This window comes from Streptomyces roseochromogenus subsp. oscitans DS 12.976, from assembly GCF_000497445.1.
Taxonomy (GTDB): domain Bacteria; phylum Actinomycetota; class Actinomycetes; order Streptomycetales; family Streptomycetaceae; genus Streptomyces; species Streptomyces oscitans.
The window spans coordinates 502,270-521,823 of sequence record NZ_CM002285.1; the positions used below are offsets into that span (position 1 = coordinate 502,270).

The window sequence follows — 19,554 nt, forward strand, 5'->3', positions numbered from 1 at the left end:
GGAAGACGGCATCCGGCTCCACCGCCGCCGGTCCCGAGTGCCCGAGGATCGCGGCGGTCTGGGCGCGGATCACCTCGGTCAGGACCATCTCCTGCTCGGCGGGCGGGGCTCCGGCCAGCCGCTGCCGCAACGGCTCGGCGTCCGCGGGTCCGTGGGCCGCGGCGGGCCGTACCGGCTCCGCGAGGGGACCGGCGGTGAGGGCCACGTCCGCGTTCAGCCAGTACCGGTCGCGCCGGAAGGGGTAGGTGGGCAGGTCGGCGCGGGCTTTACCGGGGAAGAGCGCCGCCCAGTCCGGGGCGAGGCCGTCGCTGTACAGACGGGCGAGGCCGGACATGAGGGCCGCGGGCTCGCTGCCGTGCCGCCTGCCGAGCGCGACGAAGACAGCGCCTTCCGCTTCCGCGCACGCGCGGGCGAGACCGGTCAGCACGGCGTCGGGCCCGAGTTCGACGAAGCGCCCGGCGCCCGAGCCGGTGAGGGCGGCGACGGCGTCGGCGAAACGGACCGTCTCCCGCACGTGCCGTACCCAGTAGCCGGGGTCGCGCAGTTGCCCGCCGTCGGCGGGGCGGCCGGTGAGGGTGGACACCAGCGGGATGCGCGGCTCATGGAAGGTCAACTTCTCGGCCACGGAACGGAATTCGTCGAGCATGCCGTCCAGCAGGGGTGAGTGGAAGGCGTGCGAGACGGAGAGCCGCTTGGTCTTCGCGAAGCCTTCGGCGGCGGCGAGCACGGCGTCCTCCTCGCCCGAAAGGACCACGGACGAGGGGCCGTTGACCGCGGCGAGCCCGACCCGGCCGTCCAGCAGCGGTCGTACCTCGTCCTCGGTGGCCTCTACGGCGACCATCGCGCCGCCTTCCGGCAGCGCCTGCATGAGCCGGCCGCGGGCGGCGACCAGGGTGCAGGCGTCGTCCAGGTCGAGGACGCCCGCCACATGGGCGGCGGCGAGTTCCCCGACGGAGTGCCCGGCCATGATGTCGGGCCGCACACCGAAGGACTCCAGCAGCCGGAACAGGGCCACCTCGAAGGCGAAGAGTGCCGTCTGTGCGTACTGGGTGCGGTGCACGGCGTCGGCGTCGTCGCCCGCCAGCAGCCCGGCGAGGTCCAGGCCGAGACGGGCGTCGATCGCGTCAAAGGCCTCGGCGAACACCGGGTAATGGTCACGGAGTTCGAGGCCCATGCCGAGGCGCTGGGCACCCTGGCCGGTGAACAGGAACGCCGTACGAGCCCCCGTCCGGGCCCTTCCGGTGGCGGCCGTGGGGGCAGGGGCCCTGGTGGCAAGGGCGTGCAGCCCGGCCAGGAGCTGCTCCCGGTCGGTGCCGGAGACGGCCGCGCGGTGGTCGAACGCGGTGCGCCGGGTGCCGAGGGCCCGGGCGACGGCCGCCGGGTGCAGCTCGGGCCGGCCGGCGAGGAAGGCGTGCAGCCGCTCGGCCTGAGCGGGCAGTGCCTGGGCGGACCGGGCGGACAGGGGCCATACGACGGCCGGGGCGTCGGCGTCGGTGTCCGTCGGGGACCGGTCCTCGGCGGACGGCTCCTCGATGATGGTGTGGGCGTTGGTGCCGCTGATCCCGAAGGAGGAGATGCCCGCTCGGCGTGGACGGTCCGTACCGGGCCATGGCTGATGGTCCGTCAGAAGGCTTACGCGACCGGCCTCCCAGTCGACCTTCGTGGACGGCGTGTCGGCGTGGAGGGTCTTCGGCAGCGTGCCGTGGCGCATCGCCATGACCATCTTGATGACGCCCGCGACACCGGCGGCAGCCTGGGTGTGCCCGATGTTGGACTTCACCGACCCCAGCCACAGCGGGGCCTCGCGGTCCTGGCCGTAGGTGGCCAGCAGCGCCTGCGCCTCGATCGGGTCGCCCAGCGTCGTACCGGTGCCGTGGGCCTCGACCACGTCCACGTCGGCGGCCGACAAGCGGGCCGCGGCCAGCGCCTGGCGGATCACTCGCTGCTGCGACGGACCGTTGGGCGCCGTAAGGCCGTTGGACGCGCCGTCCTGGTTGACGGCGGAGCCGCGGACGACGGCCAGTACGTCGTGGCCGTTGCGCCGGGCGTCGCTCAGCCGTTCCAGTACGAGGACGCCGAGGCCTTCCGAGAACCCGGTGCCGGCCGCGTCGTCGGCGAAGGAGCGGCAGCGGCCGTCCGGGGAGAGGGCGCCCTGCCGGCTGAACTCGACGTAGGTGCCCGGCGAGGCCATCACCGTCACTCCCCCGGCGAGCGCCAGGGTGCACTCGCCCTGCCGGAGTGCCTGGGCGGCGAGGTGCAGTGTGACGAGCGACGAGGAGCAGGCGGTGTCGACGCTGAGCGTCGGGCCCTCCAGCCCGAGGGTGTAGGCGACGCGGCCGGAGACGATGCTGCCGGAGCCGAAGCTGCCGAAGTAGTCGTGGTACATGACGCCCGCGAAGACACCGGTGCGGCTGCCACGCAGCGAGACGGGGTCGATGCCGGCGTTCTCCAGCGCCTCCCAGGAGCCTTCGAGCAGCAGCCGCTGCTGTGGGTCCATGACGAGTGCGTCGTTCGGGCTGATGCCGAAGAACGCGGCGTCGAAGTCGCCCGCGTCGTGCAGGAACCCGCCCTCGCGGGTGGAGGAGCGGCCCGGCACGCCCGGGGTCGGGTCGTACAGGTCCGGGTCCCAGCCGCGGTCGCCGGGGAACTCGGTGATGCCCTCCGCGCCGTCCGCGACCAGGCGCCACAGGTCCTCGGGGGACCGGACGCCGCCCGGGTAGCGGCAGGCCATGCCGACGATCGCGACCGGTTCCCGGGCCGCTGCGGTCAGCGCGCGGTTGCGTTCCCGCAGCCGCTCGATCTCCTTCAGCGAGGCGCGCAACGCCTCGACCATCCTGGTGTCCGGCTTCTCGGCCTCGGCCATGGTGTTCTTCCTTGTCGCAGGCGTCGTCACAGGGCGTCGTCGTCCTCGACGAGGTCGTCGAGCGCCATGCTGATCAGGCTCTCGGCGTCCATCGCGTCGATCGACGCGCCGCCGGGTTCACCGGCCGCGGCCGAATCCGGCGCGGGCCGCGTTCCGGCGAGTTCGAGCAGGCTGTCCAGCAGGCCCGCCTCGCGGAGCCGGGCCACCGGGATGGCGGCGAGCGCGGCCCGAACGGTGTCCTCCTCGTCGCGCGGGCCGTCGGCGGTGCGCGGGGCCAGCTCGGCGGCGAGGTGCTCGGTGAGCGCGGCCGGTGTCGGGTGGTCGAAGACGAGCGTGGCGGTCAGCCGGAGGCCGGTGGCCTCGTTGAGCCGGTTGCGGAACTCGACGGCGGTCAGCGAGTCGAAGCCGAGGTCCTTGAAGGGCAGCTCGTTCTCGATCTCCTCGATGCCGAGCACCGCACGGGCCTCGTCCCGCACCAGCCCCAGCAGCCGTTCGGTCCGCTTCTCGGGCGCGAGTCCGGCCAGTTCGCGGCGCAGTGCCGATGCGGCGGCCGGTGCTCCGGGCCCGGTCCGGCGCGGCACCCGTACCAGGGAACGCAGCAGCGGGGCGATACGGGCGGCCTCGCGCGGGGCGAGATCGAGACGGGCCGGCAGCAGCACCGGTTCGGCGCGGCCCACGCCCGTGTCGAACAGGGCGAGCCCCGCCTCCGCGTCGAGAGCGAGCACTCCGCCGGAGGCGATACGACGGCTGTCGGTGTCGCCGAGCCGGTCGGCCATGCCGCCGCTGCCCGCCCAGGCGCCCCAGGCGAGCGAGACCGCGGGCAGGCCGAGCGAGCGGCGATGGGCGGCGAGGGCGTCGAGGAAGGTGTTGCCGGCCGCGTAGCCGGCCTGGCCGGGACTGCCGAGCAGACCGGCCGCGGAGGAGAACAGAACGAACGCCTTCAGCGGCCGTTCCCGGGTCAGTTCGTGCAGGTTCCAGGCCGCGTCCAGTTTCGGGCGCAGCACCGTGTCCAGCCGCTCCGGTGTGAGCGAGGTCAGGACGGCGTCGGCAAGGACACCGGCGGTGTGTACGACCGCGGAGACGGGGTGTTCGTCCAGGACCCGGGCGAGGGCGGCATGGTCGGCGGCGTCGCAGGCGACGATCGTCACCTGCGCGCCGAGCGCGGCCAGTTCCTCGCTCAGCCCGGCCGCGCCGGGCCCCTCGGGTCCGCTGCGGCTGAGCAGCACCAGCCGCTCGGCCCCGTGCGCGCAGACCAGGTGCCGGGCGATCAGCCGGCCCAGGGCGCCGGTGCCGCCGGTGACCAGGACGTCGCCGGACCAGTCGCCCGGGGCTGACTCGGCCAGGCGCGGGGCGCGCACCAGCCGGGGAACGTTCAACCGGCCTTCTCGCAGTGCCAGTTGGGGTTCGCCGGAGGCGACGGCGGAGGGCAGCAGGCGCCGGGAGGCGTCTGTGTCATCCAGGTCGGCGAGGACCAGCCGGTCGGGGTGCTCGGACTGGGCGGAGCGGATCAGGCCCCACGCCGCGGCGGCGCCGGGATCGGTGACGTCCCCGGGCCCGGTCGCGCCACTGGTGGCCACCACCAGGGTGGTCTCGGCGAACCGGGCGTCGGCCAGCCAGCCCTGCACCCGGGCGAGCAGCTCGCGGACACCGGCCCGGATCTCGTCCGGTCCGTCGCCGCCGGTGTGGACGACGACCAGGGTGTCGGGGGCCTGTTCGGCGGCCTCGGTGAGGTCGGCGGCCACGGTGACCTCGGCCACCTCACCGGCCAGGGCACCGGCCATCTCCTCGCCGCCGGCGCCGAGTACGGTCCACCGCCCGGCCTGCGGAGCCGCCGGCAGGGAGAGGGGCACCCAGTCGAGGGCGAACAGGTCGTCGTGCCCGCCCGCGGCGGCAGCGGCGATCCGCTGCGGGCCCACTTCCCGCAGGGACAGCGACGCCACCCGCGCCACGGGCCGGCCGGTCTCGTCGGCGGCCTCGACGCGCACCGCGCCGGTACCGGCGGGGGCGATCCGGACCCGCAGGGCACGCGCGCCCCGCGTGTACAGCTCGACACCGTTCCAGACGAAGGGCAGCGCCATGCGCTCCTCGGCGCCGGCGCGCAGCCCGATGGTGTGGAGGGCGGAGTCGAACAGCGCCGGGTGCAGGCCGAACGCGGCGCCGTCGGTCGGGGCGGCGACCTCCGCGTACACCTCGTCGTCGCGCCGCCAGGCAGCGCGCAGCCCCTGGAAGCGGGGCCCGTATGCGGCACCCAGCTCGGCCAGCCGCTCGTAGACGCCGTCCAGGTCGACCGGTTCGGCGCCGGGCGGCGGCCACGCGGTGAGGTCGTGGACCGGTCGCTCCTCGGCGGGCCGCAGCAGGCCGGTGGCGTGGGTGGTCCACGGGTCGTCATCGGCCGTGGCGGCGTACACGCGGAAGGCGCGGGCGCCGGACGCGTCGGGCTCGCCGACCGTGCACTGGAGACGGACGGCGCGGTCCTCGGGCAGGACCAGCGGTTCGGTGACGGTCAGCTCCTCCGCCGTGCCGCAGCCGACGCGGGCCCCGGCGGCCAGGGCCATCTCGACGAAGGCCGTGCCCGGCAGCAGCGGCACGCCGCCGACGGTGTGGTCCGCCAGCCACGGGTGGTCGGCGAGGGACAGGTGGCCGCTGTACAGGGTGCCGTCGGCACCGGCGAGTTCGACGGCGGTGCCGAGCAGCGGATGGTCGGCGGCCGGGCGCGGCAGGCCGAGGTCGCCGGTCATCCAGTAGCGGCCGCGCTGGAAGGCGTAGGTGGGCAGGTCCGAGCCGTCCCGGTGCGGCAGCAGGGCCGTCCAGTCGACGGCGGCGCCGTGCACGTGCAGGGCGGCGAGCCCGCTGACGAAGGCCTCGGTCTCCTCACGGTCCTTGCGCAGCAGCGGTACGACGGCCGCTTCGTCGGGCAGGCATTCGCCGGCCGCGGCGGTCAGCGCACTGCCGGGGCCGACCTCGGCGAAGTGCCGTACACCGGCCTCGTGCAGGGCGGTGACGGCGTCGGCGAAGCGGACGGCCTCACGGGCGTGCCGCACCCAGTACCCGGCCGTCGACAGCTCGTCGGGGGCGGCCGGAGCGCCGGTGAGGGTGGACACCAGCGGTATGCGCAGTGTGCCGTACGACAGCGACGCGGCGATCTCGCCGAACTCCTCCAGCATCGGCTCCATCAGGGCCGAGTGGAAAGCGTGGCTGACGACCAGCTCCTTGACGCGCTCGAAGCGGGCGGCCAGGGCGCGGGCCGGTCCGGCGGGGCCGGAAATGACCACCGACTGGGGCCCGTTGACAGCGGCGATCCCGACTCCGTCGCCCAGCAGCGGCGTCACCTCGTCCTCGGTGGCCTGTACGGCGAACATCGCGCCGCCCTCGGGCAGAGCCTGCATCAATCGTCCCCGGGCGGCGACGAGGGTGCAGGCGTCCTTTAGGTCGAGCACGCCCGCGACATGGGCGGCGGCGAACTCGCCGACGGAGTGCCCGGCCAGGATGTCGGGCCGGACGCCGAAAGACTCCAGCAGCCGGTACAGGGCCACTTCCACGGCGAACATCGCCGGCTGGGTGTACTCGGTGCGCTCCAGCAGCTCGGCGCGGTCCAGGACGTCGGCGAGCGGACGGTCCAGCAGCGGGTCCAGGCGGGCGCGGATCTCGTCGAAGGCGGCGGCGAAGGCGGGGAACGCCGCCGCGAGGCGGGTGCCCATGCCCGGCAGCTGCGCACCCTGCCCGGAGAAGAGGAAGGCGAGCCGGCCATCGGTGGCGGTGCCGAGGGCACCGGACCGGGGGGTGCGGCCCTCCGCCAACTCCCGTACATCTCTGATCAGTTCATCCTGAGTGCGGCCGAGTACGGCGGCCCGGTGGCCGAGTCGGGTGCGGGCGTGGGCGAGCGCGCCGGCGAGGTGGTGCGGGTCGGTGTCCGGAGCGGCGTCCCGGGTGACGGTCAGGTGCTGCAGCAGCCGGGTGGCCTGGGCCCGCAGGGCGCCCGGGGTGTGGCCGGAGAGCAGCCACGGCACCGTGTCGACAGGCGGGGCTGTGTGCGGGGTCGCGGGCTCCTCCGCGGGCGCGGCCTCCACGATGACATGGGCGTTGGTGCCGGAGATGCCGAAGGAGGAGATGCCGGCGCGGCGCGGGCGGCCCGGGTCGGGCCAGGGGCGGTTCTCGGTGAGCAGGCGGACGCCCGCGCCCTCCCACTCCACGTGCCGGGAGGGCCGGTCGACGCCGAGGCTGGCCGGCAGGGTCTCGTTGCGGATGGCCTCGACCATCTTGATGACCCCGGCGACACCGGCGGCGGCTTGGGTGTGGCCCAGGTTGGACTTCACCGAGCCGAGCCACAGCGGGCTGTCCTCGGTGTGCTCGGCGCCGTAGGTGGCGATCAGCGCCTGGGCCTCGATCGGGTCGCCCAGCGTCGTACCGGTGCCGTGCGCCTCGACCACGTCGACCTCGGCCGCCTCGACGCCGGCCGCCCGCAGGGCACGGCGGATGACGCGCTGCTGGGCGGGGCCGTTGGGGGCGCTGAGGCCGTTGGAGGCGCCGTCCTGGTTGACGGCGGTGCCGCGCAGCACGGCGAGGATCGTGTGGCCGTTGCGGCGGGCGTCGGAGAGCCGTTCCAGGAGCAGCACGCCGGCGCCCTCGCCGAAACCGGTGCCGTCGGCCGCGTCCGCGAAGGGCTTGCAGCGGCCGTCCCGGGACAGGCCCCGGTGCCGGCTGAACTCCACGAAGGTGCCCGGGGTGGCCATGACGGTCACTCCCCCGGCCAGCGCCAGCGAGCAGTCACCGTCGCGCAGCGACTGGGCGGCCAGGTGCAGCGCCACGAGCGAGGAGGAGCAGGCCGTGTCGACGGACAGGGTCGGGCCCTCCAGGCCCAGGGTGTAGGCCACGCGGCCGGAGACCACGCTGCCGGAGCCGAAGCTCCCGAAGTAGTCGTGGTACATCACGCCCGCGAACACACCGGTGTCGGAGCCGCGCAGGGTGGCGGGGTCGATGGAGGCGCGCTCCAGCGCCTCCCAGGAGGTCTCCAGCAGCAGCCGCTGCTGGGGGTCGGTGACCTCTGCCTCTGCTTCGTCCATGGCGAAGAACGCCGGGTCGAAGTCGGCGGCGTCGTACAGGAAGGCGCCGTGCCGGGTGTAGCTGGTGCCGGGCCGGTCCAGGGTGGGGTCGTAGAGGTTGTCCACGTCCCAGCCGCGGTCGTTCGGGAACTCGCCGATGGCGTCGCGGCCTTCGGCCACCAGCTGCCACAGGTCCTCCGGCGAGGCGATGTCGCCGGGGAAGCGGCAGGCCATGCCGATGACGGCGATCGGTTCGTCGGCGGCGGCGCTCCGGGGGGCCGTGCGAACCGTCTCCTCGGCGAGGGTGCCGGTGAGTTCACCGAGCAGATGGGCCGCGAGTTCCGTGGGCGTGGGGTGGTCGAACACGAGGGTCGCGGGCAGCCGGAGGCCGGTCGCCGCGGTGAGCCGGTTGCGCAGTTCCACGGCCGCCAGTGAGTCGAAGCCGAGTTCCTTGAAGGCCAGGGTGCGGCCGATGTCCTGGGCGGAGCGGTAGCCGAGGATCGTCGCGACGTGGTTCTGCACGAGTTCGGTGAGAAACGCTGCGCGCTCCGCCTGCAGCAGCCCGGCGAGACGCTCCCGCAGGGCGTCGGCACCGCCTGCCGCGGCCTGCCCGGTGGCCGCACCGGTCCGGCGCATGGGCACCAGGGCACGGAACAGCGGGGCCAGGCCCTCGCCCTGGGCGCGCAGGGAGGCCATGTCCAGCTTCACCGGCAGCACGGCGGGGTCGTCGCCGCGCACGGCGGCGTCGAAGAGGGCGACGCCCTCCTCCGTCTCCAGCGGGGCGACACCGCCACGGGCGATGCGCGTGAGGTCCGTCGCGTCGAGGGTGCCCGTCATGCCGCCTGCCTGCGCCCACAGGCCCCAGGCCAGGGAGTGTGCGGGCAGCCCGAGGGTTCGGCGGTGTACGGCGAGCGCGTCCAGATAGGCGTTGGCAGCCGCGTAGTTCGCCTGGCCCGGCGAGCCGAGCGTGGCGGCGGACGAGGAGAACAGCACGAACGCCGACAGGTCGAGGTCCGCGGTGAGTTCGTGCAGGTTCCAGGCGGCGTCGACCTTCGGCCGGAACACGGTGTCGATCCGCTCCGGGGTCAGGGAGCCGAGCACGCCGTCGGCGAGTACTCCGGCCGCGTGGATCACGGCGGTCAGCGGCCGGTCGGCCGGTACGGCGTCCAGCACGGCGGTGAGCGCGGCACGGTCGGAGACGTCGCAGGCGACGCTCGTCACCTCGGCGCCCAGCTCGGTCAGTTCGGTGACGAGGTCGTCGGCGACGCCGCTGCGGCTGAGCAACAGCAGATGCCGGACGTTCCGCTCGGCGGCCAGATGGCGGGCGAGGATACCGCCGAGGGCGCCGGTGGCGCCGGTGAGCAGGACGGTTCCGGTGCCGACTCCGGGGCTCTCGCTTGTGTCAGGTCCGTCGGTGACGCGGGCCAGCCGCGGCGCGAGCCAGGCGCCGTCGCGGAAGGCGAGGTGCGGCTCGCCTGTGGCCACCGCCTCGGCGAGGCGTTCGGCGTCCGGCTCCTCCTCCGCTTCGATCAGCACGATACGGCCGGGGTTCTCGGACTGGGCCGAGCGGACCAGGCCGCCGACGGCGGCTCCCGCCGGGTCGGTGCCGGTGATGACCACGAGAGTGAGGCCGTCGTCGGCGAGCCGGGCACGCAGTTCGTCCAGGACGGTGACAACGGCCGCCCGGGTCTCGGCGGAGTTCACCCCGGCCGGTACGCGCACCACGTCCATGGCCGCATCGGCCGCCGGAGCCGACGGCGCCGGTACCCAGTCCACCCGGTACAGCGCGCCCGCGCGGGCCGAGCGGGCCGCGGCCTTGAGCGCTTCGGCCCGCAGAGGCCGCAGCGTGAGCGAGTCGACAGTGGCGACGGGCGCGCCCGTGGGGTCGGCGAGGGTGAGGGAGACGGTGCCCTCACCCGTCGGCCGGACGCGGACGCGCAGCGCGGTCGCGCCGGTGGCGTGCAGCCGTACCCCGGACCAGGCGAACGGCAGCAGTGCCTCCTCGCCCGCGGCGTCGGTGAGGCCGACGGTGTGCAGGGCGGCGTCGGACAGGGCCGGGTGCAGTCCGAAGCCGTCGGGTGAGGCATCGGTGGCGATCTCCGCGTACAGGCCGTCCTCGGTGCGCCAGGCGGCGCGCAGGCCCTGGAAGAGCGGCCCGTAGCGGAGTCCGAGGGCGGCGAGTTCGTCGTACAGGCCGTCCAGGCCGATGGCTTCGGCGCCCTGCGGGGGCCACGCGGTGAGCGGGTCGGCGGTGGCCGGGAGGGTGCCGGTCGGGGCGAGCAGGCCGTCGGCGTGCCGGGTCCATGGCAGCTCCTCGTCGGGGCTCTCCGGGCGCGACCAGATGGTGACGGGGCGGGTGTCCCCCTCGGGCGTGCCGACGACCACCTGGAGCTGGACGGCGCCGTGGTCGGGCAGGACCAGCGGGGCATGCAGGGTGAGTTCGGCGATGTCGCCGCAGCCGACCTGGTCGCCGGCGCGCAGGGCCAGCTCCAGATGGCCGGTTCCGGGGAAGAGGAGCAGGCCGCCGACCCGGTGGTCCTCCAGCCAGGGCTGGATGCCGGGCGAGAGGCGTCCGGTGAGGACGGCTCCCTCGCTGTCGGCCCGGACCATCGCGGCGCCGAGCAGGGCGTGGTCGGTGGGGGCAAGGCCCGCGGAGGTGACGTCGGCGCCGGTCGCGGTGGAGTCGAGCCAGTACCACTCGCGCTGGAAGGCGTAGCCGGGCAGCGGGACGCGGCGCGGGCGGCGGCCCTCGGTGACAGCGGCCCAGTCGACGCCGGCGCCGTGGGTGAAGGCCTCGCCGAGGGCGGTCAGCAGCCGGTCCCGGCCGCCTTCGTCCCGGCGCAGGGAGCCTACGGCGGCCAAGGCGTCGTCGGTCTCCTGGATGCCGACGGTCAGCACCGGGTGCGGGCTGGACTCGATGAACAGCTGATGTCCGTCGGCGACGGCGGCGCGCACCGCGTCCTCGAACAGCACGGTTCCGCGCAGGTTGGTGTACCAGTACCCGGCGCCGAGTTCCGCGGTGTCGATCGGGCCGCCGGTGACGGTCGAATAGAACGGCACCTGGGTGGCGCGCGGCTCGATACCGTCGAGGACGTCGGCAAGGCGCTCCCGCAGGGTCTCGACGTGGGCGCTGTGGGAGGCGTAGTCCACGGGCAGGCGCTTGGCGCGCACCTTCTCCTTCCGCAGCTGCGTGAGGAGTTCGTCCAGGGCGTCGGGGTCGCCGGACACCACCGTGGAGGCGGCGCCGTTGACGGCGGCGACGGAGAGCCGGCCGTCCCAGGCGGTGAGCCGGGCGCGGACCGCGTCGGCGCCCTCGGCGACGGACATCATGCCGCCGGAGCCGGACAGCAGCTCGGCGATGGCCTGGGACCGCAGGGCGACGACACGGGCGCCGTCCCGCAGCGACAGGGCGCCGACCGCGCAGGCGGCGGCGATCTCGCCCTGGGAGTGGCCGATGACAGCGGCCGGGGTGACGCCGTACGCGCTCCAGGTGTGTGCCAGGGACACCATCACGGCCCACAGCAACGGCTGGACGACGTCGACCCGGTCGAGGTCGCCGCGCAGCTCGGTGTGGAAGTCCCAGTCGGTGTACGGCGCGAGGGCGGCGGCGCACTCGGCCATGCGGGCGGCGAACGCCGGGGATTCGTCGAGGAGTCGGGTGGCCATGCCGGACCACTGGGAGCCCTGGCCGGGGAAGACGAACACGGGCCGGGCGCGGCCGGCCGCGGTGCCTTCCACGAGGGTGCGGGCGGTGGAGCCGTCGGCCAACGCGGCCAGGGCGCCGCGCAGTTCGGCCGTGTCGGCTCCGGTGATCGAGGCCCGGTACGCGAAACGGGCGCGGGCGGTGGCGAGGGTCCAGCCGATGTCGGACGGGTCGAGACCGGGGTGGGTGTCGAGGTGGCCGAGAAGGGCTGCGGCCTGGCCTGCGAGTGCGGCGGGCGTCTTGGCGGTGAGCAGCCACGGGACGGCGAGTCCCTCGGGTCCGCTGTGATCCGGCTCGACGGCAGCAGGCGGGGCCTGTTCGAGGATGACGTGGGCGTTGGTGCCGCTGATCCCGAACGAGGACACCCCGGCCCGGCGCGGCCGGCCCCGCTGCGGCCAGTCCCGCTGCTCCGTCAGCAGTCGTACCTCTCCGGCGTCCCAGTCGACCTTCGTGGACGGCTGGTCCACATGCAGGGTCTGCGGCAGGACCCCGTGCCGCATGGCCATCACCATCTTGATGACGCCCGCGACACCGGCGGCGGCCTGGGTGTGCCCGATGTTGGACTTGATCGAGCCCAGCCACAACGGGGTGTCCGCGGAGCGCTCTTGGCCGTAGGTGGCCAGCAGCGCCTGCGCCTCGATCGGGTCACCCAGCGTCGTACCGGTGCCGTGGGCCTCCACGATGTCCACGTCGGCGGTGGTGAGGCGGGCGTTCTCCAGGGCTTCGAGGATGACGCGTTCCTGGGAGGGGCCGTTGGGGGCGGTGAGGCCGTTGGAGGCGCCGTCCTGGTTGACGGCGGTGCCGCGGACCACGGCCAGCACCTCGTGGCCGTTGCGCCGGGCGTCGGAGAGCCGCTCCACCACCATGACGCCGACGCCCTCGCCCCACACGGTGCCGCCCGCCGCGTCGGCGAAGGCGCGGGTGCGGGCGTCGGGAGCGAGCGCACCCTGCCTGCTGAACTCGATGAAGGTCTCCGGGGTGGCCATGACCGCGACACCGCCGACCAGCGCGAGGCTGGACTCGCCCTGCCTGAGCGACTGCGCGGCCAGGTGCAGCGCCACCAGCGAGGAGGAGCAGGCCGTGTCGACGGACAGCGACGGGCCCTCCAGGCCCAGGGTGTAGGCGATGCGGCCGGAGATGATGCTGCCGGAGCCGAAGCTGCCGAAGTAGTCGTGGTACTGGACACCGGCGAACACTCCGGTGCGGCTTCCCTTGAGGCTGTGCGGGTCGATGCCCGCGCTCTCCAGCGCGTCCCAGGACACCTCCAGCAGCAGTCGCTGCTGCGGGTCCATGACGAGGGCTTCCTTGGGGCTGATCCCGAAGAACGCGGCGTCGAACTCGCCCGCTTCGTGCAGGAATCCGCCCTCGCCCACGTAGGAGGTGTCGGGGCGCTGCCGGGTCGGGTCGACGATCCGGTCCACGTCCCAGCCGCGGTTGGCCGGGAACGGGGTGATGGCGTCGGTGCCGTCGGCGACCAGCCGCCACAGGTCCTCGGGGGTGCGGACGTCACCCGGGTAACGGCATGCCAGACCCACGATCGCCAGCGGCTCGTCCGCGCGGGCCTTGACGGTACGACGGCCTCGGCGGGCTCCGGCGCGGGCACCGCCGACCAGGGTGCCGAGGTGAGCAGCGAGCGCTTCGGGTGAGGGATGGTCGAAAACGAGCGTGGCGGACAGTCGCCGGCCCATCTCCTCGGACAGGGAGTTGCGCAGCTCGATCGCGGCGAGCGAGTCGAAGCCGAGGTCCTTGAACGCCCGGTCGGTCTCCACACTGTCCGCCTTGGCGTGTCCGAGGACGGCGGCGACGTGGGCGCGGACCGTATGCAGCAGCGCCTCGGCCCGCTCCTCACCTCCGAGAGCAGCCATGCGCTCGGCGAAGGTGACATCGGCGCCCTCGGCGGCGGCCTCCCGGCGCACCGGGCGGCCCGCGAGCGTGCGGAAGACGGGCGCGAGTCCGCTGCCCTGGGCGCGCAGCGCAGGCAGGTTGAGCCGTACCGGCGCGAGGGCGGGACGGGCGGCGCGCACCGCCAGGTCGAACAGGGCGGTGCCCTCCACTGCCGACAGGGCGGTCATGCCGCCGCGCGCCATCCGGGCACGGTCGGCCTCGTCGAGGGAGCTGGTCATACCGCCGGACGGGGCCCACGGTCCCCACGCCAGCGACAGCGCGGGCGCGCCCTGGGCGTGGCGGTGCGTGGCGAGGGCGTCCAGGAGGGCGTTGGCGGCGGCGTAGTTGCCCTGGCCCGGGGCTCCGACGGTGCCGGCGACCGACGAGAACAGCACGAACGCCGAAACGCCGGCGGTCAGTTCGTGCAAATGGAGGGCGCCGATCGCCTTCGGTGCGAGGACCGTGTCGATCCGCTCGGGGGTGAGCGAGGAGACCACGCCGTCGTCCAGGACACCGGCGGCATGGACGACCGCGCTGAGGGGGCGCGAGGCGGAGATGCCGGCCAGGACAGCCGCGAGGCTGTCCCGGTCCGCGACGTCGCAGGCGTGGGCGGTCGCGGCGGCACCGAGGCCGGCGAGTTCGTCGATCAGGTCACCGGAGTCGCCCGACCGGCTGAGCAGCGCGAGGTGACGGACGCCGTACGCGGTGACCAGGTGCCGGGCGAGCACCGGTCCGAGGCCGCCGGTGGCACCGGTGAGGAGGACCGCACCCTCGGGATCGAGGTTCAACTCACCTGTTTCTGCTGGCACTTCGGTGCGCACGAGCCGGGCGGCACGAGCGGCGCCGGAGCGCAGCGCGATCTGCGGTTCACCGGAGGCGAGGACGGCGGGCAGGACGGTAGCGGGATCCGTGCCCGGTTCGAGGTCCAGCAGCACGAACCGGTCCGGGTGCTCCGACTGCGCGGACCGCACCAGGCCCCAGACGGCTGCACCCGCCAGGTCGGGCACGTCCTCGCCCGCGACGCTGACCGCGCCGTAGGTGACGACCGCCAACGGGCGGGGGTCATCGTCCTGGAGAGCTGCGAGTGCGCTGTGCAGCGCTTCCCGTACGGCGGCGGCGTCCGACCCCGGTGCGCTGTACAGCACCCGGTGATCGTTGTCGGAGGCGTCGGTCTCCAGAGTCAGTGGCTGCCAGTCGAGGGTGAACAAGGCGTCGGCGGTGGTGTCGCGGGCGGCGCGCAGATTCGTGAGCGGTCGGGAGGCCAGCGAGGTGACCGTGGCGACCGGGGCGCCGGTGGCGTCGGCCAGGTCGACGGCGAAGGCGTCCGGCCCGGTGGGCACCAGCCGGGCGCGCAGCACGGAGGCGCCGACGGCGTGCAGGGTGACACCGGCGAACATGAAGGGCAGCCGGGCGGTGTCGTCGGCGGATCCGTCTCCGAGTAGGGCGAGGGAGTGCAGGGCCGCGTCGAAGGCGGCCGGGTGCAGGCCGAAGCGGGGGGCATCGGCGGCGGGCCGCTCCGGCAGCCGTACCTCCGCGAACACCTCTTCGCCGCGCCGCCAGGCGGCCGTCAGGGCCTGGAAGACGGGCCCGTACTCAAGTCCTGCGGCGGCGTGCCGCTCGTACAGGCCGGCGGTGTCGAGGGGTTCGGCGTCCTCAGGCGGCCAGGCGTCCAGGCGGGTGCCCGGGGTGTCGGTGCCGGCAGCGAGGAGGCCGGAGGCGTGCAGGGTCCACGGCTCGTCGGCGGGCAGGGTCTCGGCGCGGGCGTACACGTGCACCGTACGGGCGCCGGACCCGTCCGGTGCCCCGACGGCGACCTGGACGCGCACGCCGTCGTCCGGGGGCAGCATCAGCGGTACTTCCAGGGCGAGTTCCTCCAGGCGGCTGCAGCCGACCTGGTCGCCGGCGCGTACGGCGAGTTCGACCAGGGCGGTGCCGGGGACGACGACCGAGCCGCCGACGACATGGTCGGCGAGCCAGGCGTGGGTGCGCACCGACAGCCGGCCGGTGAGCACGGCGCCGTCGGAGTCGGCCAGCATGGTGGCCGCGCCGAGCAGCGGGTGGTCGGCGGAGTCCAGTCCGGCGGAGCCGACGTCTGAGACGGTGGTGGCCGTCTCGGGCCAGAACCGGTCGCGCTGGAAGGCGGTGGTGGGCAGGTCGACGGTGCGGGCACCGGTGAACAGCGCGGTCCAGTCCACGCTCGCCCCGCCGGCGTACATCTGGGCGACGGCGGTGAGCAGGGTCTCGGTCTCGTCGCGCTCGCGGCGTACGGCCGCGGCCAGCACGGCGTCGGTGTCCGTGCCGTCGGCGGTCAGGCACTCGCGGGCCATGGCCGTCAGCACGGCGTCCGGGCCGAGTTCGAGGTAGCGGGTGACGCCCTCGGCGGCGAGGGCGCGTATCCCGTCGTGGAAACGGACGGCCTCGCGCACATGGCGCACCCAGTAGTCGGGGGTGGCGAGGTCCTGGGTGGCGAGGGTGCCGGTGACGTTGGAGACGACCGGGATCGTGGCCCGGCGGAAGGTCAGGGACCGCACGACCGCCCGGAAGTCGGCCAGCATCGGTTCCATGAGCGGCGAGTGGAAGGCGTGCGAGACCTTCAGCCGCCGGCTCTTCTCGAAGCGGGCGGCAACCGCCTCGGCCTCGGTGGCCTCACCCGAAATCACCACGGAATAGGGGCCGTTGACGGCGGCGACACCGACCCGCTCGGTGAGCAGCGGGCGGATCTCCTCCTCGGTGGCGCGTACCGCGATCATCGCGCCGCCCTCGGGCAGCGCCTGCATGAGCCGGCCGCGCGCGGCCACCAGCGTGGTCGCGTCCTTCAGGTCGAGGACGCCCGCCACGTGGGCCGCGGCGATCTCGCCGATGGAATGCCCGGCCAGGTAGTCGGGGGTGAGCCCCCAGGACTGCACGAGCCGGTACAGCGCGACCTCGAACGCGAACAGCGCGGTCTGGGTGCGGGCGGTCCGGTTCAGCGGCTCGGGGTCGTCCCCGAACATCAGGTCGCGCAGGTCGTCGCCGAAGAGCCCGCAGATCTCGTCGATGGCGCGGGTGAACACCGGGAAGGATCCGTACAGTTCGCGGCCCATGCCGGCGCGCTGCGCGCCCTGTCCGGTGAACAGGAAGGCGGTCTGTCCCTTGCGGACGCGGCCGAAGGCGGCGCCCTGACCGCCCTCGGCGACCCGGGTCGCAGCCTCCATGAGCGCGTCGCGGCCTTCGCCGAGGACCACGGCTCGGTGCCGATGCGCGGTCCGGGTCGCGGCCAGGGAGTGCGCCACGTCCACCGGGTCCAGCTCACCGGCGGCGGCCACCAGGCGGGCTGCCTGCTCGCGCAGGGCACGCTCGGTGCGGCCGGAGAGCACCCACGGCACCAGCGGCGGCGCCGAGCGGGCGTCAGCCTCGGGCGTCTCTTCGGCAGGAGCCTCCTCCAGGATGGTGTGCGCGTTGGTGCCGCTGGCGCCGAAGGAGGAGACGGCGGCGCGGCGCGGGCGGCCGGGGTCGGTCCAGGGCCGGTTCTCGGTCAGCAGCCGGACCTGGCCCTGGCTCCAGTCGGCCTTGGTGGACGGCTCGTCGGCGAACAGCGACTTGGGCAGGACTTGGTGCCGTATCGCCATGACGGCCTTGATGATGCCGGCGACGCCGGCCGCGGCCTGGGTGTGCCCGATGTTGGACTTGACCGAGCCCAGCCACAGCGGGCGGTCCGCGGGCCGGTCCTGGCCGTAGGTGGCGAGCAGGGCCTGGGCCTCGATCGGGTCGCCGAGGGTGGTGCCGGTGCCGTGTGCCTCCAGCAGGTCCACGTCGGCCGGGCCGAGCTGTGCTCCGGTGAGCGCGGCACGGATGACGCGCTGCTGGGACGGCCCGTTGGGGGCGGTGAGGCCGTTGGAGGCGCCGTCCTGGTTGACGGCGGAGCCGCGCACGACGGCCAGCACCTCGTGGCCGTTGCGGCGGGCGTCGCTGAGCCGTTCGAGCACCAGCATGCCGGCGCCCTCGCCCCAGCCGGTGCCGTCGGCGGCGTCCGCGAAGGCCTTGCAGCGGCCGTCCGGGGAGAGGCCGCGCTGCCGGGAGAACGCGATGAAGTTGTTCGGCGTGGACATCACGGTGGCGCCGCCCGCGAGGGCGAGGGTGCACTCCTTGTTGCGCAGCGCCTGGACGGCCAGGTGCACCGCGACGAGCGCCGAGGAGCAGGCGGTGTCGATGGTGACGGCCGGGCCTTCCAGGCCCAGGGTGTAGGAGATGCGGCCGGAGATGACGGCGGCCAGTACACCGGTGCCGAGCGCCGCCTCGCTGTCCTCCGGCATCTTCGCCAACAGGTCTTTGTAGTCCTGCCCGTTGGTGCCCGCGAACACCCCGATCCGGGCGCCGTGCGCCGAGTCGGGGGCGATCCGGGCCCGTTCCAGGGCCTCCCACGACACCTCCAGCAGCAGCCGCTGCTGGGGGTCCATCGCGACCGCCTCGCGGGGGCTGATGCCGAAGAAGTCCGGCTCGAACCCGGCCGCGTCGTCCAGGAAGCCACCGCGCCGGACGTAGGTCTTGCCGGTGGCGTCCGGGTCGGGGTCGTAGAGCGCGTCGACGTCCCAGCCCCGGTCCTCGGGGAAGTCACCGATGGCGTCGGTGCCGTCGTGGACGAGCCGCCAGAACTCCTCCGGGGTGGTCACACCGCCGGGGAAGCGGCAGCTCATCCCGACGATGGCGACGGGTTCCCGGTCCTGGGTCTCCACCTCGCGCAGCCGCTGACGGGTCTGGGCCAGGTCGGCGGAGACCCGCTTGAGGTAGGAGAGCAGCTTTTCGTCGTTGGTCATCGGGTGTCGCCACTCCTGTGCGAAGAGGTGGACCGCGGTGGGGCCGGGGTGTCGTGGGAGGGCCGCCTCACGGGTGGACCCGTGCGGCGTGGGAGGCTCGGCTCACGCCGAGCCGAGTTCGTTGTCGATGAAGGCGAAGACGTCGTCGGCGGAGGCGCCCTCCAGCCGTCCGGCGACGGTGTCGGCGTCCTGGCCGAGGATCTTGTTCAGGTCGCCCAGCAACGACTGCAGACGGGTGGTGATCCGGCCCTGCTCGATGTCCTCGGCGGCGAGGTCGCCCAGCCGGGCCGCGACCCGGTCGAGTTCGGCGACGACCGAGTCCACGGAGGTGCCGGCGCCCGCGAGTTCGGTCCCCAGGTACTTGGCGAGGGCGGCCGGGGTGGCGTAGTCGAAGATGAGCGTGGCCGGCAACGGCACCCCGGCGGCACTGCTGATCCGGTTGCGCAGATCGACCGAGGTGAGCGAGTCGAAGCCCAGGTCGCGGAAGGCGGTGGCCGGCTCGACCGCGTCGGCACTGCCGTAGCCGAGGACCGCTGCGGCCTGCCCGCACACCAACTCCTGTAGAGCGCGCTCGCGTTCACCGCCCGTGAGACCGGCGAGCTTCTCGGCGAAGCCGTCCACCGCGCTAGCCTCGGCGCCCCCGCCCGTGCCGCGCCGCGCCTCGGGCAGCGCGGACAGCAGGGCGCTGGGCCGGCTCGACGTGAACGCGGGCGCGAACACGGACCAGTCGACGTCGGCGACGGTGACGGTGGTGTCCGCGCCGTTCAGGGCGCGGCCGAGTGCGGTCAGGGCGCGCTCGGGGTCGAGGAGGTGCATGCCCATCGCGCGGGCGGCCGAGCGAACCGTGCCGTGGGCGGCCATGCCGTCGCCGCCCCACGGTCCCCAGGCCACCGAGGTGCCGGGCAGTCCGGCCGCGCGCCGGTGCTCGGCGAGGGCGTCGAGGAAGGCGTTGGCGGCGGCGTAGTTGGCCTGGCCGGCGCCGCCGACCGTGGCGGTCAGGGACGAGAAGAGGACGAACGCCGACAGGTCGCGGTCCGCGGTGAGTTCGTGCAGATGGCGGGCGGAGCGGGCCTTGGCGGCGAGGACGCCGGCGAACCGCTCGGGGGTGAGCGCGTCCAGGACGCCGTCGTCGAGGACTCCGGCCAGGTGCATGACGGCGGTGAGGGGGTGCTCGTCCGGTACGGAGTCCAGCAGCGCGGCGAGCGCCTCGCGGTCGGCCACGTCGCAGGCGGCGAGGGTCGCCTTCGCGCCGGCGTCGGTGAGTTCGCGGAC

The 19,554-nt window shown here is 74.4% G+C and carries 3 protein-coding genes; all 3 read right to left on the reverse strand.

What is annotated here, in order from left to right:
* Positions 1-2,893: type I polyketide synthase (locus M878_RS52670; protein ID WP_425347885.1), on the reverse strand; the 2,893-nt coding region annotated here is incomplete at its 3' end.
* The gene (locus M878_RS52675; RefSeq protein WP_425347925.1) at positions 2,890-18,264 is read right to left on the reverse strand and encodes an SDR family NAD(P)-dependent oxidoreductase; all 15,375 of its coding nucleotides are present in this window, start codon (positions 18,262-18,264) and stop codon (positions 2,890-2,892) included. The genes M878_RS52675 and M878_RS52670, both read right to left, overlap by 4 nt.
* 120 nt (positions 18,265-18,384) lie before the next feature.
* On the reverse strand, positions 18,385-19,554 hold a 1,170-nt coding region (locus tag M878_RS46760; RefSeq protein ID WP_031223783.1), incomplete at its 5' end, for a beta-ketoacyl reductase.